At 47.0% G+C, this 23,774-nt stretch carries 24 protein-coding genes; 3 read left to right on the plus strand and 21 right to left on the minus strand.

Going from position 1 to position 23,774, the window contains the following annotated elements:
* Window positions 1–3: 3 nt before the first annotated feature.
* Entirely contained in the window at window positions 4–1,350 is a 1,347-nt protein-coding gene (locus tag BTR1S_RS15335; RefSeq protein WP_006636133.1) for a gluconate:H+ symporter, read from the plus strand.
* 90 nt (window positions 1,351–1,440) lie between these two features.
* Here BTR1S_RS15335 and BTR1S_RS15340 read toward each other — a convergent pair whose 3' ends face one another.
* The 15 genes from BTR1S_RS15340 to BTR1S_RS15405 all read right to left on the minus strand — a co-directional run bounded on the left by BTR1S_RS15340 (window position 1,441) and on the right by BTR1S_RS15405 (window position 14,109).
* A complete protein-coding gene (locus BTR1S_RS15340; RefSeq protein WP_006636132.1) occupies window positions 1,441–1,623 on the minus strand; it encodes a sporulation protein Cse60 in 183 nt (60 codons plus the stop codon).
* Window positions 1,624–1,728: 105 nt separating this feature from the next.
* Complete coding sequence (locus BTR1S_RS15345) at window positions 1,729–2,046, minus strand: hypothetical protein (RefSeq protein WP_006636131.1); 318 nt, start codon at window positions 2,044–2,046, stop codon at window positions 1,729–1,731.
* Window positions 2,047–2,058: 12 nt separating this feature from the next.
* A complete protein-coding gene (locus BTR1S_RS15350; protein WP_006636130.1) occupies window positions 2,059–2,934 on the minus strand; it encodes a CoB--CoM heterodisulfide reductase iron-sulfur subunit B family protein in 876 nt (291 codons plus the stop codon).
* Window positions 2,931–3,887 carry a succinate dehydrogenase/fumarate reductase iron-sulfur subunit gene (locus BTR1S_RS15355; protein ID WP_006636129.1) on the minus strand — a complete coding sequence of 319 codons (957 nt, stop codon included), beginning with the start codon at window positions 3,885–3,887 and terminating at the stop codon, window positions 2,931–2,933. Before BTR1S_RS15355 ends, BTR1S_RS15350 begins: the two co-directional genes overlap by 4 nt.
* Window positions 3,887–5,620 carry an FAD-binding protein gene (locus tag BTR1S_RS15360; protein ID WP_006636128.1) on the minus strand — a complete coding sequence of 578 codons (1,734 nt, stop codon included), beginning with the start codon at window positions 5,618–5,620 and terminating at the stop codon, window positions 3,887–3,889. The genes BTR1S_RS15355 and BTR1S_RS15360 overlap by 1 nt, the downstream gene beginning before the upstream one ends.
* Before the next feature lie 27 nt (window positions 5,621–5,647).
* On the minus strand, window positions 5,648–7,105 hold the full coding sequence (locus BTR1S_RS15365; RefSeq protein ID WP_029419191.1) for an anion permease: 1,458 nt from the start codon (window positions 7,103–7,105) through the stop codon (window positions 5,648–5,650).
* Window positions 7,106–7,389: 284 nt separating this feature from the next.
* Complete coding sequence (locus tag BTR1S_RS15370) at window positions 7,390–7,704, minus strand: rhodanese-like domain-containing protein (protein ID WP_006636126.1); 315 nt, start codon at window positions 7,702–7,704, stop codon at window positions 7,390–7,392.
* Between the two features lie 65 nt (window positions 7,705–7,769).
* Window positions 7,770–7,919: a hypothetical protein gene (locus BTR1S_RS22870; RefSeq protein WP_167373789.1), complete on the minus strand. Its 150-nt coding sequence runs from the start codon at window positions 7,917–7,919 to the stop codon at window positions 7,770–7,772.
* The gene (locus BTR1S_RS15375; protein WP_029419192.1) at window positions 7,916–9,022 is read right to left on the minus strand and encodes a response regulator aspartate phosphatase; all 1,107 of its coding nucleotides are present in this window, start codon (window positions 9,020–9,022) and stop codon (window positions 7,916–7,918) included. The genes BTR1S_RS22870 and BTR1S_RS15375 overlap by 4 nt, the downstream gene beginning before the upstream one ends.
* A 120-nt stretch (window positions 9,023–9,142) precedes the next feature.
* Complete coding sequence (locus BTR1S_RS15380) at window positions 9,143–9,502, minus strand: DnaJ family domain-containing protein (RefSeq protein WP_006636124.1); 360 nt, start codon at window positions 9,500–9,502, stop codon at window positions 9,143–9,145.
* A 6-nt stretch (window positions 9,503–9,508) separates the two neighbouring features.
* Window positions 9,509–10,201 carry a YesL family protein gene (locus BTR1S_RS15385; RefSeq protein WP_029419193.1) on the minus strand — a complete coding sequence of 231 codons (693 nt, stop codon included), beginning with the start codon at window positions 10,199–10,201 and terminating at the stop codon, window positions 9,509–9,511.
* A 14-nt stretch (window positions 10,202–10,215) separates the two neighbouring features.
* Window positions 10,216–11,493: a Gfo/Idh/MocA family protein gene (locus BTR1S_RS15390; protein ID WP_006636122.1), complete on the minus strand. Its 1,278-nt coding sequence runs from the start codon at window positions 11,491–11,493 to the stop codon at window positions 10,216–10,218.
* Window positions 11,494–11,512: 19 nt separating this feature from the next.
* Window positions 11,513–11,968: a hypothetical protein gene (locus BTR1S_RS15395; RefSeq protein WP_051056650.1), complete on the minus strand. Its 456-nt coding sequence runs from the start codon at window positions 11,966–11,968 to the stop codon at window positions 11,513–11,515.
* Window positions 11,969–11,994: 26 nt separating this feature from the next.
* Window positions 11,995–13,116, minus strand: a complete 1,122-nt coding sequence (locus tag BTR1S_RS15400; RefSeq protein ID WP_006636120.1) for a glycoside hydrolase family 88/105 protein — start codon at window positions 13,114–13,116, stop codon at window positions 11,995–11,997.
* A 27-nt stretch (window positions 13,117–13,143) separates the two neighbouring features.
* Complete coding sequence (locus BTR1S_RS15405) at window positions 13,144–14,109, minus strand: ABC transporter permease (RefSeq protein WP_029419194.1); 966 nt, start codon at window positions 14,107–14,109, stop codon at window positions 13,144–13,146.
* A 216-nt stretch (window positions 14,110–14,325) separates the two neighbouring features.
* Between BTR1S_RS15405 and BTR1S_RS15410 the strand changes: the two genes are divergently transcribed.
* The gene (locus BTR1S_RS15410; protein ID WP_006636118.1) at window positions 14,326–16,635 is read left to right on the plus strand and encodes a helix-turn-helix domain-containing protein; all 2,310 of its coding nucleotides are present in this window, start codon (window positions 14,326–14,328) and stop codon (window positions 16,633–16,635) included.
* A gap of 37 nt (window positions 16,636–16,672) precedes the next feature.
* Here the strand turns inward: BTR1S_RS15410 and BTR1S_RS15415 are convergent, their stop codons facing one another.
* The 5 genes from BTR1S_RS15415 to BTR1S_RS15435 all read right to left on the minus strand — a co-directional run bounded on the left by BTR1S_RS15415 (window position 16,673) and on the right by BTR1S_RS15435 (window position 22,206).
* Window positions 16,673–18,178, minus strand: coding sequence for an extracellular solute-binding protein (locus BTR1S_RS15415; RefSeq protein ID WP_006636117.1), 1,506 nt, complete (start codon window positions 18,176–18,178; stop codon window positions 16,673–16,675).
* A gap of 20 nt (window positions 18,179–18,198) precedes the next feature.
* Entirely contained in the window at window positions 18,199–19,077 is an 879-nt protein-coding gene (locus BTR1S_RS15420; protein ID WP_006636116.1) for a carbohydrate ABC transporter permease, read from the minus strand.
* Window positions 19,078–19,224: 147 nt separating this feature from the next.
* Entirely contained in the window at window positions 19,225–19,989 is a 765-nt protein-coding gene (locus BTR1S_RS15425; protein WP_006636115.1) for an NAD-dependent epimerase/dehydratase family protein, read from the minus strand.
* 20 nt (window positions 19,990–20,009) lie between these two features.
* Window positions 20,010–20,897, minus strand: a complete 888-nt coding sequence (locus BTR1S_RS15430) for a dienelactone hydrolase family protein (RefSeq protein WP_006636114.1) — start codon at window positions 20,895–20,897, stop codon at window positions 20,010–20,012.
* Window positions 20,898–20,970: 73 nt separating this feature from the next.
* Window positions 20,971–22,206 carry an APC family permease gene (locus BTR1S_RS15435; protein ID WP_006636113.1) on the minus strand — a complete coding sequence of 412 codons (1,236 nt, stop codon included), beginning with the start codon at window positions 22,204–22,206 and terminating at the stop codon, window positions 20,971–20,973.
* A gap of 127 nt (window positions 22,207–22,333) precedes the next feature.
* Between BTR1S_RS15435 and BTR1S_RS15440 the strand changes: the two genes are divergently transcribed.
* Window positions 22,334–23,251 (plus strand): LysR family transcriptional regulator, encoded by a 918-nt coding sequence (locus tag BTR1S_RS15440; protein WP_029419195.1) that lies wholly within the window; start codon window positions 22,334–22,336, stop codon window positions 23,249–23,251.
* On the opposite strand, the gene BTR1S_RS15445 is transcribed toward BTR1S_RS15440, so the two are convergent.
* Window positions 23,248–23,652: a VOC family protein gene (locus BTR1S_RS15445; protein WP_006636111.1), complete on the minus strand. Its 405-nt coding sequence runs from the start codon at window positions 23,650–23,652 to the stop codon at window positions 23,248–23,250. The two genes, BTR1S_RS15440 and BTR1S_RS15445, sit on opposite strands and share 4 nt — an antisense overlap.
* Window positions 23,653–23,774: the final 122 nt, after the last annotated feature.

The following is a 23,774-nucleotide window of genomic DNA, read 5'->3' on the forward strand; positions in this document are numbered from 1 at the left end:
CTTATGCCATTACTCATCATCGCTTTTGGTGTGCTTTTATTACTTCTTTTTATTATGAGATTCAAGCTCAATACATTCGTTTCCTTGATCATTGTCTCTTTTATCGTGGCATTGCTGCTTGGCATGCCGCTATCAAAAGTGGTAGGTTCCATTGAAAGCGGTTTAGGCGGAACGCTGGGCCATATCGCGCTCATCTTCGGAATGGGTGCGATGCTGGGCCGTCTCATTGCTGACGCCGGCGGTGCAAACCGCATTGCGACCACGCTGATTGACCGTTTCGGAGAAAAGCGCATCCAATGGGCCGTCTTATTCGCAACGTTCATTGTAGGAATTGCGCTATTCCTTGAAGTAACCATTGTCTTATTGATTCCCATCATCTTCTCGATCGCAAAGGAGCTGAGGGTCTCCATCGTCCATCTTGGACTGCCGATGGTTGCGGCGGCACTCGCGACGCATGCCTTCCTTCCGCCCCACCCAGGTCCGACAGCAGTGGCTGCGGAGTACGGAGCGAACATTGGTCTTGTCCTTGTTTATGGTATCATCGTAGCCATTCCGACGGTTATCCTGTCAGGGATTCTGTATCCGAAGCTCGCAAAACGAATCGTGCCTTCTGCCTGGACGCGGGAAGGCAGCGAATCTTTCGGCGCCAGGAAAACATTCAAGGAAGAAGAAATGCCCGGCTTCGGTGTCAGCGTCTTTACCGCATTATTCCCGGTTATCCTTATGGCGGCCGGTGCCGCCGTAGATATTTTGCAGGCAGAACTGCACTTTAAAGACAGTCTGTTGATTGCAATCATTCGCTTTATAGGCAACTCATCAACCGCAATGGTCATCTCGCTTTTAGTCGCGATGTACACGATGGGAATCAGAAGAAACGTGCCTATTCAAAAGCTGATGGATTCCTGCGGTTCCGCGATCAATGCACTTGGAATGCTGCTTCTGATTATTGGCGGCGGCGGTGCCTTGAAACAGGTGCTCATCGATGGCGGAGTGGGAGACTATGTGGCATCCATCTTTTCCGGAACATCCATGTCACCGGTATTCTTCGCCTGGATGGTCGCAGCAATCCTGCGTATCTGCCTGGGTTCTGGAACTGTCGCCACCCTGACGACAGCGGGCCTTGTCATCCCATCACTTGCCTCCATGCCCGATGTGAATCTCGAGCTTGTCGCACTGGCCACAGGAGCAGGAAGCGCCATCGCTTCCCATGTCAATGACGCAGGCTTCTGGATGGTAAAAGAATCACTCGGCCTGACACTGAAGGAAGCGTTCGGAACGTATACGGTGCTTTCCACCATTGTAGCTGTATCAGGGCTTGTCTTTACGATGATGCTGGATCTATTCATCTGAATCAACAACAACCGGTAAAGCGCGGCTTGTGGAATAAAACGATGTTTTTTCTGCGAGTCGGCTCTTTGTTTATTAAGAAGAGTTGTTTGCTTATTTTCTGTATAATATCAACGCTGAAAAACAGTAAAGCTGTTCGCCCTGGGGATCGCATGCGGCGGAGACGTTGTATTTTATGTCGACCAGCTGGTCTTCGGACAGCTTTTTTAAAAACTCGTTGATTTCGTGCTGCAGATCTTTTTCGTGTTCTTCATCAAATACGGCAACCTTCAGCATACGCTCTCTCCTTTCTATTTGAAAGGTATTCGCGAACATCCGAAGTTATGAACAAAAAAGAAATCTCCCTGCAAGCTGATCGAAAGGAGATTTCATATATTCGCTTTACGGATTCAGCTCTTGTTTCAGCAAAGCTTCGAGTGAATCCCACCAGCCGTCATATTTTTCTTTTGCCAGTCTTGCAATGCCATTTTCTACTTTGATCCACGCATTTGAATCATCATCTCTAAAATAGCCGCTAATATGAACGGCATTTGGATGAAAGCTTTCAAACGGCGAATACATCCTGCCGTAATATATATAGCTTTCTTCATAATGATCGTGTATCCAGTCATCGCAAAAATTAATCAAACACAGCTTGTCGCCGCCCTTTAAACCGACAAGCTTTGCTTTTTTCTCATATATGCCATCAAATTCTTCCATCCCCATTCCTTCTTATGCGAGCTGCTCCTGCAAAATCGGAAGCGCATCAATGATATGCCGGTTAATCGCCAATTCTTCCGGGCTGAAGCCCAATGCCAAGCCGATGACTTGCGGCAGATGAAGGATAGGCGTTTCAATCTTGCGGGCGGCGCGTTTTTGGGCGTCAGGCTGATACATATCAAGCTGCATATGACACAGCGGACACGGCGTCACCATTACATGCGCTCCGGCATCTTTAGAAGACAGACAGTTGTTTTCCGTCATTTTCAAGACTTCGCGTTCAGCGGGGAATACCGCATGAAAGCCGCAGCATGACAAACGCCTGTCAAAATCGACGCTTTCCGCTCCTAAGGCCTCCATGACCATCTCCATTGACCTTGGATTGGCCGGATTTTCAAACCCCATGATTTTAGGAGGGCGAATGATGTGGCATCCGTAAAAATTCGCCACCTTCAAGCCTGTTAGCGGACGCTTGACTTTTTTCTTCAAATTTTCCAATCCGTAATCCTGGATCAGCGTCCACAGCAGGTGCGTCACCTCCGCGCTCCCGCTATATTCAAGGTTTGCCTCTCTAAGTCCTTTTTGCACGTTTTCTTTCATTTCTTCATCTTCATCAATCCGCTGCTTGGCTGTCCGAAGCATTAATGTACATGTGTTGCATACCGTTAAAATTTTATCGGCGACTTTTTCGCCTAACGCGATATTGCGCGCGTTGATCGATGTCGATAACAATTCATCGATGTCTTGGATGTGGCTTGCCCCGCAGCACGTCCAGCCGCTGATTTCAACCAGTTCGATTTCGAGGGCAGCGGCTACTTTTTTGGTCGCAATCATCAGCTCCTCTGCAGCAGACTCCAGCGTACAGCCCGGAAAAAAAGCATATCTCATGATTTGTCACCCGCCTTGACATATTCATAGATTTTCCTGACGTCCTCGATCCCTTCGACTTCTTTTGGCATATGAAGGGGATTCATCTTTCCTTTCAGAACCATGCGCATCGCAAATGGCACACGTTTTTTCACCGTATTCAGCACGCCTTCCGTTTTGACGGGAAGCATCGTTTCGTTTAAGCGGCCTTTGCGCTTGACGTCATCATGAAAAGCATACGCATGGCGGGCGCCGAGGTTTTTCGTTTCGCCCATTTTCATCGTCATTTGCCGCAGCTCGGCGATTTCACCGGCAAGGTTGATGTCTTTTGGACATTTCGTGACGCATTCGTGGCAGTGCACGCATTTCCACAAACTGTGGTCCAGTGCTGCGCGAATCCGTCCTTTTGAGTCGGCGTCACGCGTATCTTTTGCAAAACGGTACGCCCGATTTAAAATAAACGGGTCAAGATAGCCATCTTCATGAATATCCAGCTGTGAGCATTCAGATGCGCAGACACCGCATAAAATGCAGTCGGCTGAAGACGAGATCCGGTGGAAATCCTGTTCTGACTGGACAAATCCTTCTTCCTTTGAGCCTTCTTCTTTCGGAATGAGCCAGGGCTTCACACGTTTCATTTTTTCAAATTTAGGCTCCCAGTCGACAACGAGATCGCGGACAACTTCGAAATGTCCAAGCGGTTCAAACAGAAGCTCATCCGTCTTAAACATATCGAGTATGTCATCTAACGGCGTTTTACAAACGAGGAAGGCCTGGCCGTTGATGCGGATTGCACAGCTTCCGCAAATCGCGGACCGGCAGGCTGATGTAAAATTTAACGTTGGATCATATTCCTCGCGGATCTTGATCAGCACAGATAAAATGGTGCTGCCTTTTTCATAAGGGAGTGTATACGTTTGATGCCACATATGCTCTCCGTCAAACCGTTTAATCCGATACGTAATATTCCTCATCAGTATTTCCTCTCCTCCGGCTGATACTTGGTAATCGACACTGGAGCATACTCAAGCCTGTATTCATCTCCGTTTTTATACACCAGCGTATGCTTTAGGAAGCGGCGGTCGTCCCGGTCAGGATAATCCTCGCGCGTATGGGCGCCCCTGCTTTCTTTCCGGTTCAGCGCTCCGATTGTTACCGCTTTGGTCAGCTTGAGTAAATTTCCGACTTCCACATAATGAATGAATGCGGTGTTATAGCGTGCAGATGGATCGTGAAAACAGGCATCCTCGTATTCAAGAAGAAGCTGATCAATATCCTTTAAGGCCTGGAGCATATCTTGTTCATTACGGAAAATTCCGACATTGTTCCACATCGTTTCCGCCATCCGCTGGCGAATGTTGATTAAGTCGGTGCCTGTTTCTTTTTTTCGCATCGTTTCAAAAGTTTCTCTCCACCGCCCGGCATCTTCGCTCAGACATTTGCCAGAGCCGAAAGTTCGTGTTTTTGCCAGTTCTCTTGCCCCTTCACCGGCTACTTTTCCATAAAACACGGCATCGGCGACTGAATTGGCGCCTAGACGATTTGCCCCGTGTATCGATACACATGCACACTCGCCGGCCGCAAATATGCCGTTTACAGGCGTCATCGCCGTTTTATAATCTTTGACATGGATGCCCCCCATGACATAATGGCAGCTTGGACGAATCGGAACCGGCTCTTCGATGATATCGACGCCTTCAAATTCGATGGCCAATTGGCGGACTTGAGGAAGCCGCTCCAATATCTTCTCCTTGCCCAAATGGCGAAGATCAAGGCATACATATGCGTTGATTCCCTCCCCCCAGCCGCGGCCCTCTTTAATTTCCTGTTCGATTGAACGAGCCACAAGATCCCGCGGCCCGAGCTCCATTTTTTCCGGTGCATAGCGGGCCATAAAGCGTTCACCGTTTTTGTTGATCAGATAGCCGCCTTCACCTCGGCATGCTTCAGACAATAATACACCCGTTTTAGACATGCCTGTCGGATGGTATTGGATAAACTCGGGGTCTTTCAAAGGAATGCCTGCTTCCAGACAAGCGGCCGCTCCGTCGCCCGTCATATTGAATGCGTTCGTCGTCCGGTTCCAGTAGACGCGCCCGAATCCGCCCGTTGCGATCACGACGCATTTCGCCTGAACAGGATGAATCTCGCCTGTCCGAATATTCATCGCCGTGACTCCTTCGCATTCGTTTCCATCTGTGACAACAGATAACAAAAACCATTCATATAAAAATTCGACCTGATGTTTTAAGCATTGTTCAAATAAAGCATGCAAAATCACATGGCCGGTTTTATCAGCCGAATAGCAGGCGCGCGGATGAGAAGCTCCGCCAAACGGACGCTGGGCGACTTTCCCGTTTTCATCCCGGGAAAACGGAACTCCCATATAGTCAAGCTCCTTAATCATGCCGGGCATCCCTTCAGTAAAATAATGAACCGCATCCTGATCCGCTAAAAAATCACTGCCTTTTATCGTGTCATATGCATGCGAATCGGTCGTATCATTAGCATCCCGGTTTTTAAGCACCGCATTGATGCCGCCTTGGGCCGCTCCGGTATGCGAGCGTGTCGGATATGTTTTGCTGATGACGGCGACTCTCAGCCCGCTTCCTTCCCCGGCTGCGAGTGCGGCCCTCATTCCCGCACCGCCGGAGCCGACAACAACGATATCATATGTCAGCATGGCGCATTCACTTATTCCATTCATCATGTTGTCCCCCAATCCTTGCTTATCTTAATAGAAACCGAGTAGCTTCCACCAGATCATGCCTGCCCCGAACCAGATGATCATATGCAAAATGGAAATGCAAAAGCCGATGGACCACCATTTTCCTTGGGAGACATAGCCGGAACCGAACAGCACCGGCGCCGGACCTGCTCCATAATGCGTTGTTGAACCAAATAAATTGCCGAAAAAGCCGAAAAGAAGTGCCGCCAGCATGCCTGGTGCACCCGCATGAATCGCTACAGCCAAAAATGCCGGGTACATCGCGCTGACATGCGCCGTTGAACTGGCGAATAAATAATGAACATAGTAATAGCCGGCGCCCAGCACGATCAAAGCCGTCAACCAGGACATACCGCTGACAGACTGGCTGATCTGCTGAGAGACCCAGGGAATCAGCCCTAATGTATTGAGCTGCGTCGCCATCATCACAAGCGCAGCAAACCAAATCAATGTGTCCCATGCCGCCTTTTCATTTTTAATATCTTCCCAGTTCAATACGTTGGTGGCCAGCAGTAGAGAAAGGCCGATCAACGCCGTTGCGGTTGCATCAATTCCGATCTTCTCACCGAAAATCCACAATAACAAAATGATAAAAAATACGAAAATCATATTTTTTTCAGAGCGTTTTACAGGACCCAGTTCCTTTAATTTGTCAATAGCCATCTGTCTGGCTCCGGGTGTTTCCTTGATCTCCGGTCCATACACTTTATAGATAAACAGCGGAATGACAATTAAGCTGATTATCCCCGGAAGCAAAGCAGCCAAAAGCCAGCCGCCCCACGTAATCTCGATCCCCGCCGCTTTTGCGAAAGAAACGGCCAGAGGGTTCGCTGCCATCGCCGTCATAAACATGGCGGATGTAATCATGTTTCCCTGGAAACAGGTCAGCGTTAAAAAAGAACCCACTTTTCTTTCCGTTCCGTCGCCGGGGCGGGAACCGAAAGCTTCAGCCAATGAGCGGACGATCGGAAAAATGATTCCGCCTGCCCGGGCCGTGTTGCTCGGTGTAGCTGGAGCTAAAATGAAATCACATAATATTAATGAATACGAAAGGCCGAGTGTTTTCTTTCCGAACAGCCTGACAAATAAATAGGCAATCCGCGTTCCAAGGCCTGTTTTAATAAATCCCCGGGAAATAAAAAATGCGGCGACAATCAGCCAAATCGTCGTATTGCTGAATCCGGCAAGCGTCTCCTGTGTCGTCAGCGTCCCTGTTATGATCAGAAGCGTCATGCTGATGACCGACAGCGATCCCATCGGAAGCGGTTTGCAGATAAATCCCACAATTGTCGCAACGAATATCGCCAATAAATTCCATGCCTTTGGCTCGATACCCGCCGGCGGCCCAATCAACCAAATGACAACACCGACGATCAGCGTCAACAAAAGCGGAGTCCATCTGATGTCGGACGGTGCAGATGAATCATGTGTTTGTGAATCGTGTGCCTGCTCATTTACTGCCATTATTTATCACTCCGTTTTGTAAGTTTGCTCACTATTTCACATGATTGCTTGCGAACATCTGAATTTTTGGATACCCACCCCCTTTTTCATTAGAATATCACTGGTTTCAATGATCGGTTTTCCAATCCTTACAAAAGCTACTTTACAATAAATTTTTTTATAAATACATATCAAAATATGTAAAATTTAAGCTATTTACGGCTTATTTTTGACTAAATTCTATCAATTGTTTGAATAAAAAAGAAAAAAACTTCTTACCTTTTAAGATAAGAAGTTTTTGCAGCTTATTTTGTTTTCGGTTTCGTATCGCCGGTCCATTTGAGCATGCCGCCCACCATATTTGTCACATCAAATCCTTTATCCTGCAAATAGAGACAAACATTTTCACTGCGCTTCCCGGACCGGCAGACAAAAATATAAGGCTCGTCTTCTTGAAAGTAGCCGAGCTGATCCGGGATATCGCCCATCTTAATATGAACGGCTTCCGGTATCATGCCTTCGGCCACTTCATCGTCCTCTCTGACGTCAACGATGTTAAGTGTTTCGCCTTTTGAAAGCTTTTCTTTTAACTCATCCGGTGTGATCTCTTTTACTGTCATACTTCCAGCTCCCTTTATTGTTTAAGGTGAGAATATTATAGCAAAAGTCGGGGAGCGATGGGTATTTAAGACTTCGGTTGCGTCAGCCCGTTATCTGGGAATACGGATTTTCCCGCTGTTTGCAGCGGCTCATTCTGCTCGGAAGCCCATGCAAAGGAGCTCCCAGCAATCAGGCAGGCGAACATGACTGCTGAAAAACGAGCGGCTTTTTTCATATTAATTCCTCCTTTACCTTGCATATTTGATTCTCGGCATATCGTGATTTTTCAAGATAATGAGCGCTTTTTTTCTCATCGCCCTGCCCCATGTAGTAGTCGGCAATGTCTTTCGCCAATTCGGCAACATGCGCCCAGAGCTTTTTATTCGTCAAATACTCCAGGGAAAAATCGATATCAAGCGGATGCCCCCCGTCATATAAGGCAAAGATCAGCCTGAATTTCGCCGTATATTCTTCCTCTCCCTGTTCAGCCGCCCGGGAGAAGCCTTCCTTGCAAAGCTGTCGCGCTTCTTCGGCATAACCGTGCTTATACAGGATGTGAGCCAGTTCGAAGATGGTATTGATCCCAAAAATGGACTGCTCATGTATCTTGATGGAGAGGGCTTTTCTAAAATGTTCCTCGGCCAAAAGCGGCATGTTTCGGTTGGCATAGTTCACCCCCATATTATGATAGATAAGCCCGACTACCCTCAGATTATGAAAAGAAGCGGCCCGATCCAACGCCCGGCTGTAATGCTCTTCTGCTTCTTTGATGCGGAACAGGTCAAACTGGATGGAGCCGAGAATCATGTCGCATCCTATCGCTTTATCTATGTATTCATCATGTCGATTGAAAACGGCGAGGGCTTTCTCGGCATGGTTCATTGAACGAAAATGATCGTCTACCTGATAGTATGCGATCGCGATTTTATAGTGAAACTCCCCTTTTTCTACTTCATCGGTTATTTTGTATAATTTATGTTCGGCTTTTTTGTAGCAGTTGATCGCTTCAAAATAATTTTTTTCATAGAATTCGTACATGCCCGAAAAAAAGAAAAAGTAGTACTGGATGATGTCATCGGCATTCCTGACCGCTTCTTTTTGCTTTTGTATCTCCCTGAAAACTTCCGCGGATTCAGCGAACTGCTCTGTCATCAGTTTGTGGCGGTAATCCAGAAGATGAAAATAAAGCTGCAGATCTCCGTTTTTTTCCATGTTTGCAAGCAGCTCCTTAATTTCTTGTTTTAACGAAGCTGCTTGCAGCGCTTCATGGCGTTTGATCATGGTATACCATTGATTCATGAGCCCGGCCGCCTTTTCGTATGCCGTTTTCGTCTCCACTTCTTTTTTCATCCTTTCTCATTTTCAAAAACAGTAGATATGTTTCTTTTATTTTACAGAAAATGATTAATATTGGCAATTACTTTATAAATATTCAATTTACGTTATAAGTGATTGAAATCAGCTCCAAACGTTCAGCTGGCTTTCGAGGTTTTGTTCTGTTACAAGACCTTTCTGGAATTGGCTTGGACAGGAGAGGTTGTATGTTTTGATTTTTCGGTTGATCATGTCGATCCGCTCTTCGGGGTGCTTGGATGCAATCGCTTTCTCGATCTCTTCTTTGATTTCTTTTTGCAGCTCGAGCCAGCGGGGAAGATAGCGGGCGTTTTTCAGGGTGCTGGAAAGGGCGTCTCCTTGAAGCGCATCTTTTTTAAGCGGTTTTCCGAACCCCGGCAAAGACCGTATTCCCTCCTTTCCCAAGCTGTCTTTCACGGCTTGATCAATCCAATGAAGATACTGCCCATCGTTTTCTTTGCCCAAACAGCATCATCTCCTTTCATGATAAAAAACACACCAGAGGCGGGACCAGCGTGCATTATATGTCCGCGGGATGTGGCCGTTTTTCGGCTCTGCTGCTCCCGCTCTCTTGAAAACCTGGTACGCAAGCCACATTATCAAATAGCTTACAAGGCTGACGCTGAAAAAAGGAATGATTCCCGGCAGATAGGCAAAAGCGGCCAAAAGCAGAATCACAAGCGCTATCATTGTCAGCGTATACTGCAAATACGACACCCCGAGAATCAGCGAAAACTTAAGATACATCCGCTTTTTCCAATCAAAATGGGCGAGCAGCGGAAACATATAAAAAAACATAATGAGGAACAAAAAGCCGAACACCATGATGACAAAGCGGAGGATATACAGAAAAACATTCTCCGGATAAATAAAGGCCAGATCAATATATAGGATGATGCCGGCCGCAGCCATGATACATCCAAGCGCATTTGAGCGGAAAAACTCTTCCCGGTACGCCATCCAAAACGTTTTGAAAACCGGAATGTCCGAACGGCCCATAATCCACTTTCTCATCACGGCAAATAAAGCGGTTGTCGCCGGCATAAAACCGAACACACCGAGGCCGAGAATCGTAAACAGGAACCATAGCAAATTGGTATAAGCAAATCTCATCACCCATTCACAAAAGCTGAGCACCCTTCCCATGGAGACATCTTGTTCCACGATTTCCGTCCTCCTTACGAGTATTGCCGGGAATGAAGCAGCTCTTCGATCCCGATCGGCCTTTTTTCCTTGATCGAACGCCACATTCCTTCGCCTGCCGCGATCGAATAGGCGCCGGCTTCGGCACCGGCCAGAATATCATACTCCCTTAAAGGGTCTTTCCCTGAAAACAGCTCCCGCAACAGCAGCGGGTCCCCTCCGCCGTGTCCGCCAGGCTGGCGGACGACGCGGATCGTCTCCTTCGACTCAAACAGAGGAAAATACTCGATCGTCTGCTCGGGTATCTCAAAAGGAATTCTTCCGGGGGCATGGTATTCTTTCGTTTCCAGTCTCCCCTTCGTGCCGTTTATCGCAAGCCGGTATCCTTCATAAGGTGCGGAAAAGTGGACGGAATAGTTCAGCAATGCGCCGCCGTCGTATTTCAAAACGGCCGCATAGGTGTCTTCAATATCAATTTCCTCATCAAAAATACAAGCATCAGGCCTGTAATTGGTGTAGAGCAGATGCTGATGTTCGTTCGCCTGAATGTGATCATCCTCCGGATCGCCCGCTTGCCATCTCACAAAGTAGCGGCATTTCTGTTTGACATGGCACGTGCCGCAATAGCGTTTTTCCCCTTTTTCAGGATTCATTTCGCCGTCCGGCCCGTAATAGTATAATCCGCCGTAAGCAAAGACCTCTTGCGGCATTTGGTCAAGCCACCAATTGACAAGATCGAAGTGGTGTGTCGACTTATGGACGGAAAGCCCTCCGGAATACTTTCTCATTCTGTTCCAGCGTTTAAAATAGCTTGCCCCGTGGTACGTATCGATGTACCAGTTGAGATCAACTGAGGTGATTCTGCCAAGCTTCCCTTCCAATATCATCTCTTTAATTTTGCGATGGTACGGATTGTAGCGGTAATTAAAGGTCACCGTCACAGAGCCCCGGCTCTCCGCTTCGGCTGCCAGAACGGCTTTAGCGTCTCTCACCGTAGTCACCATCGGCTTTTCAGTCACCACATCTTTATTCAATTCCAAAGCGCCCAAAATGTAGCGGACATGCGTGTCATCGCGGCCTGCCACAATAACGGTGTCGGGATTGACCTTTTCGATCATCTCATGAAACGCATCCGCTTTGAAAAACGGAACCGAACGAAGCTCGGGGAATCGCTTTTTGCAGACGGCTTCCCTGAGCGGATCGTCATCAAGGAGCGCCGCGATCCGGTGTCCGCGGCGGTGTTCCCCTGTCAGCGGCTCGATGAACATGTTGAGCGCGCGCCCGCTCAACCCGCATACGACATACTTTTTCATCGGCATTGCACACCTCTGTTCATTGACCTCGAAGCGCCTCTATCAGATCCATCGCTTCATCGGTTTTCTTCGCATAAATCGGGATAAACGCGGCCATGTCTGTATTCAGCTGAAACGTATAGCCGTTCAGCCGTTTTTCTCCTTTGTTAAGAACAGCCGCATACACCCGTTTTTCTCCATCCGACCCGGCCGCCGTATACGGCTCTCCGTCCCCGGGATGAGAGCCCAGCGGCCGCAGCCCTTCCGGATCAAAAAACGGCTTAAACATTTCTTCTGGAACGATATATAAATCTCCTTCCTTCGCCGCGATTTCAACAAGCAGTTTTTCGGGAGATGCCGGGAAAAACTTGGCGCTGAGATGCTGTTTCCCGGCTGCCTTTTCAATGTTCCCGCTGATTTCTGCAGATGCATCTGAAAAAATAAAAACGTCTGTACGCGCAGAATCAGCTTTGCCGCATGAGGTAAGGAGCATCATCACAGCGGTGAGAAAAACCGTCTTTTTCACCTGTCTCCCCCATCTTTACAGCCTCCGGTTTTTCCAAGCTCACAAAGCGCCATAATAAGAGCGCCGACTCCGTGCAGATCATTGACGCTTCTTTCACGGCCGACGTAATACGCGTACTCGCCGGCGGATGTCCCGACGCAAATATCTTTCAAAAACAAACCTTCTCCCGGCTTCACCTCGATCTTCTCCTTCAAGAGCCCGCTGTATGCTTTCAAGGCTTTTTCTGTATACGATGGATCGATGTAGCCCATGCGGACGCCTTTCGCCAGCGCGTATAGATACAAGCATGAGCAAGAGCTTTCCAGCCAGTTATCCGGCCGGTCCCCTTTATCAACGACCTGATACCATAATCCGGTTTCCTCATCCTGAAAATCGGTGAGGCTTTTTACCATATCCCGGAGCGTTTTGATCCATTCCTCTCTCATGCCGTGTCCCTCCGGAAGCAGCTCGATCATGTCGCTCAGCGCCAGCGCATACCAGCCGATCGACCTTCCCCAAAACTCTGGAGAGCAGCCTGATTCAGGATCGGCCCAAGGCATTTTCCGCTGTTCGTCCCAGGCATGGTAATACAAGCCTGTATGCTGGTCTTTTGTATGTTTTCGCATTAAGGTTTCTTCAAGGACGACCAAATCGTACAGTTCAGGGTCATTGAAAGCCCTCGCATATTTGAGCGCGAAGGGTCCTCCCATATACAGCCCGTCGAGCCACATTTGATAAGGATATTTATCTTTATGCCAAAAGCCGCCTTCAGATGTCCGGTTCAGCGTTTTGAAAAGACCCCTCAGCTTTCCCGCCGCTTTCCTGTAGCGTTCATCTCCAGTCTCTTCATACAAAGGATACAGAAGAAGCCCCGCTTGGATGGCGTCCAGCTCATCCCTGCTGAAATAAAAATTTCCGTGTTCATCAATGAGATAATCGACATAGTCCTTCACATAAGCAAAATACGACTCTTTCCCTGTTTCTTTCCAGAGATGAATCAGTCCGGATAAAAACACTCCCTGGTGATAGTGCCAGCGGCCGGACGGAGGCAGCTTATCCTTTGTATACGCTTTCATTACCGTGTTGGCTGCTTCTTCGGCAACATGAAGAGGCGATTTTGTGATGAGAGATTGATTCATGACATTCAAATCCTTTCATCAAAAAAGTTAATATATACCTTCTTCTCCAAATTTCTTTGCCATCCTGTTTGCAAATATGACCAAAATGAGGCCGACAGCGGCTTTGAACAAACCGACGGCCGTGCTGTAGCTGAACTGCCCCTGCTTTAAACCTGCCGTATACACGTACGTATCGAAAATTTCAGCGACTTCGCGGTTTGTTGCATTTAGAAGCAGGTACACATGCTCAAATCCGAGTTCAAGCGTATCACCGATTTTAAGGATGAGCAGAACGACAATGACGCTTCTGATCGCGGGCAGCGTCACATGCCACATTCTCCGCAGACGGTTGGCCCCGTCCATTTTCGCCGCCTCATAAAGCTGCGGGTCAACCGCGGTGATGGCCGCCAGGTAAATGATCGTTGACCAGCCGGCTTCCCTCCAGATCACCTGAAGGATGTAGAGCGGCCAGAACCAGTTTTCATTCAGCAGAAAATTGATTTTTTCCCCGCCGAAATATGCGATGATTTCATTGATCAAACCGCCGTCTACCGTTAAAAGAACAAATGAAAGCGACACGACGATCACCCATGACATAAAATGCGGAATATAGATCATCGTCTGGACAAACTTTTTAAACAGCGCGATTCTGACTTCGTTTAATAAAATGGCCAAAATAATCGGAATTGGAAAAAATACGACCAGATTCAAGAAAAACAAGATCAGCGTATTTTTGAGCAGCATAAAGAAAGTCGGCTCGGTAAACAGCCTTTCAAAGTGCTTGAACCCGACCCATTCGCTTCCCGTGATCCCGAGAAAAGGCTGGTAGTCCTGAAACGCAATGATGATCCCCCACATCGGCACATACTTAAAAAGGAGAAAATAAACAAGCCCCGGCAGAATCATCAAATACAAATATTTTTGCTGAAGCAATTTCGCGAAAAAACGCGTCCTTCGTTCTTTTCCGGCAATCACGCCCGGATCCCGCCCCGTCTGAACCTCGACAGCTTTCATAAACGGCCTCCCTTCATGATGTTTGCTTTTACTGTATATCAATATGGAAAAATCCGTCTACAATCATATCATCATATAGCCCGCCCGCAGTACGCCGGCCTTTAACACCTGATGAAATGAACCGTATATTAGAAAATGATTATTGACAAATTCACACAAAAGTCGGATTAATTATATATAAGCATCTCATTTTCAGACTCGGCTGGGGGGGAATTTATGAAAAGGAAACAATACAGGTTTTACTATAAGCTGGTGACATTCTTTTTTATTCTCAGCACGATCCCTGTCATCATCGTCGGTTTTTTTTCCTACCAAAGATCGGCTGAAACCATTGAACAAAACGTCACAAATGAAAAACTCCAAACCGTTGGACAGATGCAGCTGAATATTGAACATATTTTAAAAACGGTTGATCACTCCTTCACCAATTATGTTCGTTCCTATCCCTTAATCCAGACGCTCAGCCGCAGCATCACACCCGAACGCTTCCAGCTCTACAACCAAATCAATCGAGAATTAAATGAACTGCAAACATTTGACACCGATCTATCCGATATTACAGTCATCAGCCAGGAAAAAAAGTGGTATATCAACAATTCCGGCCTGTACCCTTTGGATGAAGGCAAACAGGCTCTGATGGTCTCGCTCTACAACTCGCTAAAAAGCCGATCGAGCTGGGTGCTTGAACAAAACAACGCCCTTGTCGCCACAAAAGAAGGAACGGCGGAAAACTGCCGGTACAACGTCAATCTCGTCAAACAGCTTCCCTTAAACAGCATGAGACATAAAGGCCTTGCTATCGCGAGCATTCCATCTTGCTCGCTTGTCAAACGCATGCCCCTGAAATCGAAAACAAACAGCATGATGGCGCTTGATGACAACGGCCGCATCATCCTTCATCAAAGACAATCGCTGATCGGCCAATCGATCCGGAATGAAGGATACTTCAAAAACATCCGGAGGCTTGCCGCGAAAAACGGTCAGTTTGATGCCTCGATCGGTGATACCGATTATAAGATTACATACCAGAAGTCGGACTATAACAACTGGATATACGTTTCATTAACGACAATGCCCGATCTTTACCGGCAGACGACGTCAATCGGCTGGTTTACGTTTACGATTTGCGGCATTTTGTTAGCGCTTTCATTGTTGTTTTCCTGGTTTGGATCACGCCATTTTTACAAGCCGATCAAGGTATTATACGAGTCCGTCTCCGGCTTCGCGGCTGGATCAGACCCGGCGAAAGGGCATCTCAAAAGTGAATTTGAGCTGATTGAACGGAATATTAAAGAAATGAAAAACAAAAACCACGACCTCGAAAAACGGGTTGAACAGCAGGTCACCCAGTTGAAGCAATATTTTTTAACAAGGCTTTTGCTCGGCAAATTAAGCGAAGAAGAGACGAAAGAGCGCTTTGCTGGGCTCGGCTTTGCGGACAATTGGAGCCACCTTTCCGTTTTTACATTGCAAATTGACACCTTGCGAAACACGCCATATGAAAAAAAGGACCTTGATGTCCTGCTGTTTGCCGTCAACAGCCTGGTCGACCGGACGGTCCCAAGAGAAAGCCGCCTGTCTCCCATTGTCATTGATAAAACGCAGACAACCGTGATGCTAAACAGGGGCAAGTCCCTTGAGAGATTCCATCAGCATCTTGAGACAACCGCCTCATCGATTCAGCAGAAGATCAAAGAGGAGCTCGGACTGTTTGTCAGCATCGGAATCAGCCAGCCCTTTACAAATCTCGCCATGTCCAAGCACGCTTATCTGGAAGGGCTTGAAGCCTTGACATACCGGCTGAAGTCCGGCAAACACGCGATCATTTTCTTCGAACAGCTTGACCGGAACAAAGCATTTTTGACACAGTTTCCGAAGCAAATCCAAAATGAACTGTTCGAAGCGATTAAAACATGCGACCGGGAAAAAGCCGGGGAACGGCTTCATCTTTTGCTCGAAACCGTTTGTTCTGAAAACTCGAATCCTCATCACTGCCAAATCGCAATCGCAAGACTGCTCAATAACTTAATCGAATTCATGCACCTTCTCGGAATCGAGCTGTTTGAACCGAATGGCAGTAAAATGCTGTATGACGATATTTTTGAACTGACGACCTTGGATGAAATCGAAAGCTGGATGAAATCGCAAATCATCAGTAAAATGATCGAAACCCTCAGCATAAGGGAAGGATCGCAGTATAAAAACATCTCAGAAAAAATCGTGCATATTATCCAGCAGGAATTTGACACCGATTTGACCCTGGAATCGATTGCCGGAAGACTGCATTACAATCCCAATTATTTAAGCAGCATTTTTCGAAAAGAAATGAAGATATCATTCAGTGAATATTTGACCTCTTACCGCCATCATATCGCCAAAAGCTGGCTGACGGAAACGACTTTATCAGTAAAAGAAATCTCTGAAAAACTAAAATACAAAAATCCGCAAAATTTTATTCGTTCATTCAAAAAGCTCGAAGGGATCACCCCCGGGAAATACCGCGAACTGAAAAATCATTCGGCATAAAAAACGACAACCCCGGCAGCACCCGGGATTGTCGTTTTTATTTCTCCGCCTTCTTAAAAGCTTCTTCATATTCTTCTATCACTTGATTTCCGCCATTTGTCCGCCATTTTTCAACAGCTTGTTCAAACTGGCTTTCATTTATTTTTCCGAGAATAAATTGATATGTCGCATCATCGATGATCTTTTGCAGCTCATCTCCCCTTTCAGAAGCTGCCGGAGAGTACAGGCTCTCAGCAGGGTTGGAGACGATGATGTGTTCGTTATCCTCTGTCAGCTCTTCATATTTGGTCCGCAATGTATCTCCGGTATTTTTCAAATAGGTTTTATCAATCCCGACAAGTGAGACGAGCGGCTGAATTTCCGCCTGCCAATCTTTCAGATTGTCATCAATCCGTTTGAAATGGTTCTTCCCTTCTTTTTTATAATGAACCCCTTCGATTCCGTAAGTCATCAGGCTGTAGACATCCTCTTCCGCAATCCGGTCAAAAAAGGCCAAAATCCGTTTCAGCTCTTTTTCGGTCTTTACACTCGTTTTCGGAATGGCAAAAATTCCGTTATGCCCGCCTGATGCCCAGACGCGTTCTTTTCCATCCGGTCCTTTGATGCGGTTGATGATATCAAGCTCCATCTTGTCGTCGACCGACTGGTCTCTTAAATTGACGGCATCAACCATATTCCCGACGTAAATGCCTGCTTTCCCCTGTGAAAACATCTCCTGCTGCTGGGTTTTGCTTGTCACAGGAAAATCTTTATTAATCAGTCCTTCATCATATAGTTTTTTCATATATTTCATCGTGTCCATATATTCTGTTGTCATGAAATCGGGTGTGAATGTGCCGTTTTCCTCTTTCCAATCCGTCGGCATCCCCATGTACGAGCCCAATGTTTTAAATGCTCCGTAGATTAAATCGTTTCTGTCGGCAAACCCGATCGTATCCCGTTTTCCGTTTTGATCAGGATCTTTTTCTGTAAATGCCTTTGCCGTTTCATATAATTCATCAAGCGTTTGCGGCGTTTTCAAGCCGAGGTTGTCAAGCCAGTCTTTGCGGATGACGATCCCTTGCCTTGATAGCGGGCGCTCCCTGTAAATGCCGTACAGTTTGCCGTCAATGGAAGCATTTTTGTTGATCAGCTTATTCATTTTGCTCAGATTTGGATAATCCTTCAAATAGGGCCCCACTTCCCAAAACATCCCCGATCTGAAAGCATTCATGACAGATGAATTTTTGATGTCCTGGATGGTGACGACTTTAGGCAGATTTCCGGCGGCAAGCGCCGAATTCAGACGGTCTTCTTTTACCGCATCAGGCACCCACATTAAATCAAGCTTTGTATTTGTGAGTTCTTCGATTTTTTTGATCGCCGTATCCTTCGGCGGCTGCTGATGGTAGAGAATCACCATCCAGCTTAAGTCCAAAGGCGAGTCTGGATCAGCCTGCTCCTCTTTCGAAGAAGCCTGCTCCGCTCCATTGTTCGAACATCCCAGCAATCCGCCCGCCAAAAGCGCGAACGCAAACATCGGGATCAGCCATTTTTTCCCCATACTTTGTCCCCCTCCGTTTTTTATCCTTTAATAGACCCTAACAACGCACCTTTTGCAAAATGTTTTTGAATAAACGGATAGACGAGCAGCACCGGTATGGTGGCAACGACAATGACCGCCATTTTAATCGTTTGTTCCGGCGGAGCCGAGGCTGCTCCCATTTCCGTCATATCTCCCTGCATGCCGCTTGACACAATGACAATCTGCCGAAGCAGAACCTGTATCGGCCATTTCGTCGCATCGTTTAAATACAGGATCGCCTGCATGTACGTGTTCCAATAGGTGACGGCGTAAAACAGCGAAATCGTCGCAATCGCCGGCAGGGATAAAGGCAGAATAATGCGGAAAAAGATCCCTAAATCATTGCACCCGTCAATTTTCGCGGATTCCTCCAAACTGGCCGGAATGTTTTGAAAAAAATTTTTTAAAATGATCAGATTAAATGCGTTGATGGCGGTCGGAAGAATCAAAGACCAATAGGAATCAAGCAATCCGAGAGATTTAACAACGAGAAACGTCGGGATCATCCCGCCGCTGAAGAGCATCGTAAAGACGACCAAAAACATCAGCACCCGTCTGCCCATCAGTTCCCTCCTCGACAATCCGTAGGCCATCAGTGAGGAAAGGAACATGCTGACGGCCGTTCCCACGGCTGTCACAAGAACTGAGATGATCAAGCTTCTATAGACGATGTCGGTTGAAAAAATGTATCTGTAAGCATCTAATGAAAACGTGGTCGGAAACAAAATAAACTTCTTTGAAATGACCTCTTCCACCGTTGCAAAAGAGGCGGCGATTACATGGATAAACGGCAGCACGCAAACCAGGCCGAATCCGGCTAAAAAAGCATAATTGAACACATCAAACATGCGGCTTCCCGCGGAATGTCTGATTGCCATTTCCCCCCTCCTTTTTTGTAAGCGCTATCAAAAAATTACGATATCGTGTCTAAAATGTAGCAAAGGGAAAGGAGAAGCGTCTATAATCATTTTGTAAGCAGGGGCCGGGAAACAAAGGAAAAGACCATCATCTTAGAAGATGATATGTCAAATGTCTTTCAAAAGGTCTGCTGAATTCACTTTCGGCATGTAGCCCAATTCCTTGATGGCTGACGCAATCGACCAAGGCCTGCCGGGATTGTCGCTTACGGCATAATATGTCCCATATGTGTTGTCAGTTTCAATCGCCGCTTTAAAAATGCCGGTGAGATCTTCGCCGGATAAAAGCGTCTTTTTCGTTCTCGGCTTTGTCAAAAGCGCTTCCCTTTCATTTTCGACTGCCGTGCCGATGCGTAAATTGATGACGGAAATCGGCGCACCCGAATGATGTGAAAATAAATATCCCAAGTTTTCAGAGGCCAATTTCAGCAAGCCGTACAAGCTTTTTGATTGCGGATAGTCATCCGTATGAATCCGCCTCATCAGTAAAGAAACCCCGTCTTTTTCATAAATATCTGTGACATGATTGCTGCTGGCAAAGATGACCTTGGGCACGCCGAGCTCTGCTGCGGCGCGCAAAATTGTATAGGTCGCTTTAAAAAAGATGTCTGTCATCTTTTCAAATTCACGCTGGTCAAGCAGGTTGCCGCTCGGCTTTACGGCAAGAAGGTTAATCAGCACATCGGTATGTTCATCAATGCCCTTGACGGTTTCCTCATAGTTTGTTGCGTCCGCCTGCACAAACCTGACAGGCAGCTCTTGATCCGGCTGTTTTACATCCATCACCGACAGATCGTATCCTTCATCAGAAAGCCCCCGGACTAAAATGCGCCCGACCGTTCCGTTTCCCCCGATGATCATGACCTTTTTCACCGCTTTTTTCGACCTCCTGTTCATAGCCATGCCTGCAAAAATTCAATGGCTTTATGTCTCATGACTGCCGTTTCAATATGCCCGGAATGAGAGCGAAACATTTCATAGCGTTCGCCTGCATTTTTTTCTTTATACACGCAAGCCAGCTTTTTCTCAATGATATCAATCCCCATAACGGGGGTCAGCTTATCCGCCGTTCCGACAAGACTTAGATGGGGCCTTGGCGCAATCAGGCTTTGAATCTCGGCGGTTGAAAAATGCTTGACGAGTCCCGGTACATACGAATACAGATTGTGCCGGTCCAAATTCTGCGTTTTGATGAGTGTTTCGCTGTCAACCTGGCTGCATATATCGACACATACGCTGATCCGCATGTCCAATGCCGCGGTCCACCATGCCATTAAACCTCCCATTGACATCCCGAGTGCGGCCAGGCGGCTTGTATCCGCGTCTTGCCGGGTTTCAAGATAATCAAGGGCCCGAATGCTGTCATACACCATCATCCCCCACATCACCCGTCCGGTCCAAAGCATCTCTTTAAAGATTTCGCTTTCCGTTTTTCCCCGCCTGTCGCCGAAAGCCCAATGATCAATGGCAAGGGAAGCAAAGCCGAGAGAGGCCAGCTCAGCGGCAAATGGGGGCGCTTCTAAATATTCCGCTCCTTCGATCAGCTCTTTTTTTCCTCTTTCATATCGCCCGCCATGGGAATGGCAATAAAGCACGGCCGGGATTTTGCCTTTTGTCTGTTTCGGCTTCGCAAAATAAGCCGGCACAGGTTCAATCCCGTTTAATTCGAGCAGAAGTGTTTCAAGAATGAATGAGTCTTTCTCTTCAATTTTAAGAGTTGTCGCCTGAATGTCTGTTTTTTCCGGCAAATCGCCAAACAGCTTGAAAAGTTGTTTACGCATTTTATGCTCCTTTCTTTTACGCTACACTCATGAATACGATCTGAAAGGAGCGATTACCTTTTTTTGTATGAAATTAAAGCTGTCCATGGCCCTGTTTGACAGCATGGCCGTTTCGACATATAAAACATGCCGTCATGAGCACCATAAAACATAATATCCATGGCGATGAAAACAATAGAAGCAGCGCAAAACAGCAAATTAATAACACACAAACCACTCGATAAACAAGGCCGGGCAACAGCCTGTAAGCAGCGGCAAGACCGCACAGCGAATTGCAGATGAAAAAGGCGTTGGCGATGGCAACGAGCGTCTCAACATTAATCAATTGATAAAATAAACACCCGAACACAATAGCATGTATGATAAAAATCAGGCATAAAGCCGCTAATGGTTTATTGTCCTTAGTTCTGCATGCAAGAATTCCCCTGGCTTGCGACGATATCAGCCTGGATGCGCCCCCGACAACAAGCAAATAAGTGCTGAGGCACAATACAGAGGTCAGGGCGGCAATCACAGGTAATGCAAACGGCCCGAACAGCGGCGTCAACATCATCGCCAGCTTTAATCGGCCGCTTTCAAAGCGCCCCGGATCAATCCATTGGGCTGCGCCCGCTGTGGCAAGGTAAATCACCGTTACCATCAGGCTGCTGAGTATGACGGCGCGGGTAATGGTTTTCTTTCTGTCTTTCACCTCCATGCTGTAATTGCCGATCATTTCCCAGCCGACCAGCGCCCAGAATAGCAAAAGCATGCCCCGGCCAAAATCTCCAATCTGAAATGAACCATCCACAAGCGGCCCCTCCCGGAAATAAGGAATGGATGTCAGGCTGCCCCCGAGCAGAACGACGGCCGCTGCACTTGAACAGACGAATGAAACCTTCCCTACAAAAGAAATGTCAAAACATAACACAATCAGGCAAATGATGAAAAGCGCCAGTCCATAGGCTTCGGCTGAAAATGGAGCATCCGGTGCAAGCGACTGAATATACTCACCGGCCGTCATTAACACCGCTGCCGGGCCGAAGCTTGCAGCCATAATAAAATAGAAGACTGCAAGATTTCTGATGTAAGGGCCGAACGCTTTTTCAGCTGCATAGGCCACACCCGCATCATTCGGATATTCAATGCTTAATTTTGCGAAGATCCAGGCAAACAAAAATCCGGTCCCCATCATCAGCAGCCACGCAAAAATCGCATAATCCCCTGCTATGTCATGGACCATGGGAGGCAGCAGGATGATGCCCGATCCTAAAATAGGCCCTGTCATTAAACCGGATAACAATAAAGGTCCAAGCTTTTTTTCTCTCATTACAGTACAATCCTTTCAGGAAACCATTTAAAATGATTGTAAACTTGTTTGTTTCATCAGTAAAATAGATATTATCGAACTGAAACTTCGCATTTTTCGATATAGAGAAAAAAAGGAGATGATTGAGATGGAGATCCGGCACCTGAAAACATTCAAAACCATTGTGGAAATAGGGGGCTTTACGAGGGCCGCCGATTATTTGGGATATGCGCAATCGACGGTGACTTCACACATCCAGGCGATTGAACAAGAAATAAGAAAACCATTATTCTATCGTTTAGGAAAAAAGATGATGCTGACTGAAGCCGGAAAGCACCTGCTTCCTTATGCAACAGAGATGATAGAGCTGTATGACAAAGCTAGGCACATTCCCGAAAATGATCAGGAACCTTCCGGAAATCTGATGATCGGTGCTTCCGAATCATTAACCGTCTACAGATTGCCTTCGATTCTTCATGAATATAAGAACAAGTATCCTCAGGTGACAGTGACGTTAAAATCTTCGACATGCTGGCAGCTGAGGGATGAATTGCGGCAGGGCAAAATTGATATCGCCTTTCTGTTGGATGAGGAACGAAAAGAAGAGGATCTTCATATTGAAAAACTGGTTGATGAGCCGATCGTTTTCATCTTTCCAAATGGTCATCCGGCAGGGAACACCGACTTTGACCACCTTACATTCAGTGCAAATGAAACGTTTTTATACACAGAACATGGCTGCAGCTACAGAGATTTTTTCGAAGAATATTTACATAAACAAGGTGTGCTCGCAGACCACACGATGGAGTTTTGGAGCGTGGAAGCGATTAAACAATGCGTGATGTGCGGTCTTGGCGTTTCGCTTCTCCCGATGATCACGACCCGCTCTGAAATCAATGAACAAAAGCTTGAGGGCATCATGGTTAAGGACGCCCTCTTTTCCACGCAGATGGTTTATCATAAAAACAAATGGCTGTCTCCGGCGATGACGGCTTTTACAGAAATCGTCCGCAGCCAGGCTGAAAAATGGGAGGCGTCCGTAAAAGAGGCCAGGCTTGCCTTTTAAATTCCTTCAGTATTCATCAGCACGATCCGCCAGCCGTCGGGATCTTCGATCGTTACGCCTTTTTCTTCCCAATACGGGTTTTCCGGAGGCACCTCTTGATAGCCCATATCAGTCAGCCTGTTTGCAATCGTTTTGATTTGATGAAGATCTGGGATGTAAAAAACGAGAAGGTTGTCTTTCGTCGGGGCGGGACACGGGCTCCCGTCTTCGTGTGACGTGAATTCAAGATGATACAGGGCATTCGGCAGGCCGAGCATCACGCCTTTGTAGCCAGCATGTCCGGAGAACTCACCAAGCTTTTTTAAGCCCAGGCCTTTTTCATAAAAGGCTGTAACCTCTTCAAACCGGTCTGTTGGTCTGGCGATTCTGACCTGAACAGCGGAAAAATCGGCAAAGTTCATTTTCATCAGCTCCTTCAACCATATTTTAACACTTGTTAAAGCGGCCCGAAATCTCACCAATGTTTGAAAAGATCCGGGGCTTATGATGGAAATAAAACAGCAAAAACCCCTTCAACAAGGAA

The sequence above is a fragment of the Bacillus sonorensis NBRC 101234 = KCTC 13918 genome (assembly GCF_001592005.1).
GTDB lineage: Bacteria > Bacillota > Bacilli > Bacillales > Bacillaceae > Bacillus > Bacillus sonorensis.

Coding starts and splice junctions, on each gene's coding strand:
- BTR1S_RS15335 (WP_006636133.1), top strand. CDS start 4: ATGCCATTACTCATCATCGCTTTTGGTGTGCTTTTATTACTTCTTTTT.
- BTR1S_RS15340 (WP_006636132.1), bottom strand. CDS start 1,623: ATGCTGAAGGTTGCCGTATTTGATGAAGAACACGAAAAAGATCTGCAG.
- BTR1S_RS15345 (WP_006636131.1), bottom strand. CDS start 2,046: ATGGAAGAATTTGATGGCATATATGAGAAAAAAGCAAAGCTTGTCGGT.
- BTR1S_RS15350 (WP_006636130.1), bottom strand. CDS start 2,934: ATGAGATATGCTTTTTTTCCGGGCTGTACGCTGGAGTCTGCTGCAGAG.
- BTR1S_RS15355 (WP_006636129.1), bottom strand. CDS start 3,887: ATGAGGAATATTACGTATCGGATTAAACGGTTTGACGGAGAGCATATG.
- BTR1S_RS15360 (WP_006636128.1), bottom strand. CDS start 5,620: ATGAATGGAATAAGTGAATGCGCCATGCTGACATATGATATCGTTGTT.
- BTR1S_RS15365 (WP_029419191.1), bottom strand. CDS start 7,105: ATGGCAGTAAATGAGCAGGCACACGATTCACAAACACATGATTCATCT.
- BTR1S_RS15370 (WP_006636126.1), bottom strand. CDS start 7,704: ATGACAGTAAAAGAGATCACACCGGATGAGTTAAAAGAAAAGCTTTCA.
- BTR1S_RS22870 (WP_167373789.1), bottom strand. CDS start 7,919: ATGAAAAAAGCCGCTCGTTTTTCAGCAGTCATGTTCGCCTGCCTGATT.
- BTR1S_RS15390 (WP_006636122.1), bottom strand. CDS start 11,493: ATGAAAAAGTATGTCGTATGCGGGTTGAGCGGGCGCGCGCTCAACATG.
- BTR1S_RS15395 (WP_051056650.1), bottom strand. CDS start 11,968: ATGATGCTCCTTACCTCATGCGGCAAAGCTGATTCTGCGCGTACAGAC.
- BTR1S_RS15400 (WP_006636120.1), bottom strand. CDS start 13,116: ATGAATCAATCTCTCATCACAAAATCGCCTCTTCATGTTGCCGAAGAA.
- BTR1S_RS15405 (WP_029419194.1), bottom strand. CDS start 14,109: ATGAAAGCTGTCGAGGTTCAGACGGGGCGGGATCCGGGCGTGATTGCC.
- BTR1S_RS15410 (WP_006636118.1), top strand. CDS start 14,326: ATGAAAAGGAAACAATACAGGTTTTACTATAAGCTGGTGACATTCTTT.
- BTR1S_RS15415 (WP_006636117.1), bottom strand. CDS start 18,178: ATGGGGAAAAAATGGCTGATCCCGATGTTTGCGTTCGCGCTTTTGGCG.
- BTR1S_RS15420 (WP_006636116.1), bottom strand. CDS start 19,077: ATGGCAATCAGACATTCCGCGGGAAGCCGCATGTTTGATGTGTTCAAT.
- BTR1S_RS15430 (WP_006636114.1), bottom strand. CDS start 20,897: ATGCGTAAACAACTTTTCAAGCTGTTTGGCGATTTGCCGGAAAAAACA.
- BTR1S_RS15435 (WP_006636113.1), bottom strand. CDS start 22,206: ATGAGAGAAAAAAAGCTTGGACCTTTATTGTTATCCGGTTTAATGACA.
- BTR1S_RS15440 (WP_029419195.1), top strand. CDS start 22,334: ATGGAGATCCGGCACCTGAAAACATTCAAAACCATTGTGGAAATAGGG.
- BTR1S_RS15445 (WP_006636111.1), bottom strand. CDS start 23,652: ATGAACTTTGCCGATTTTTCCGCTGTTCAGGTCAGAATCGCCAGACCA.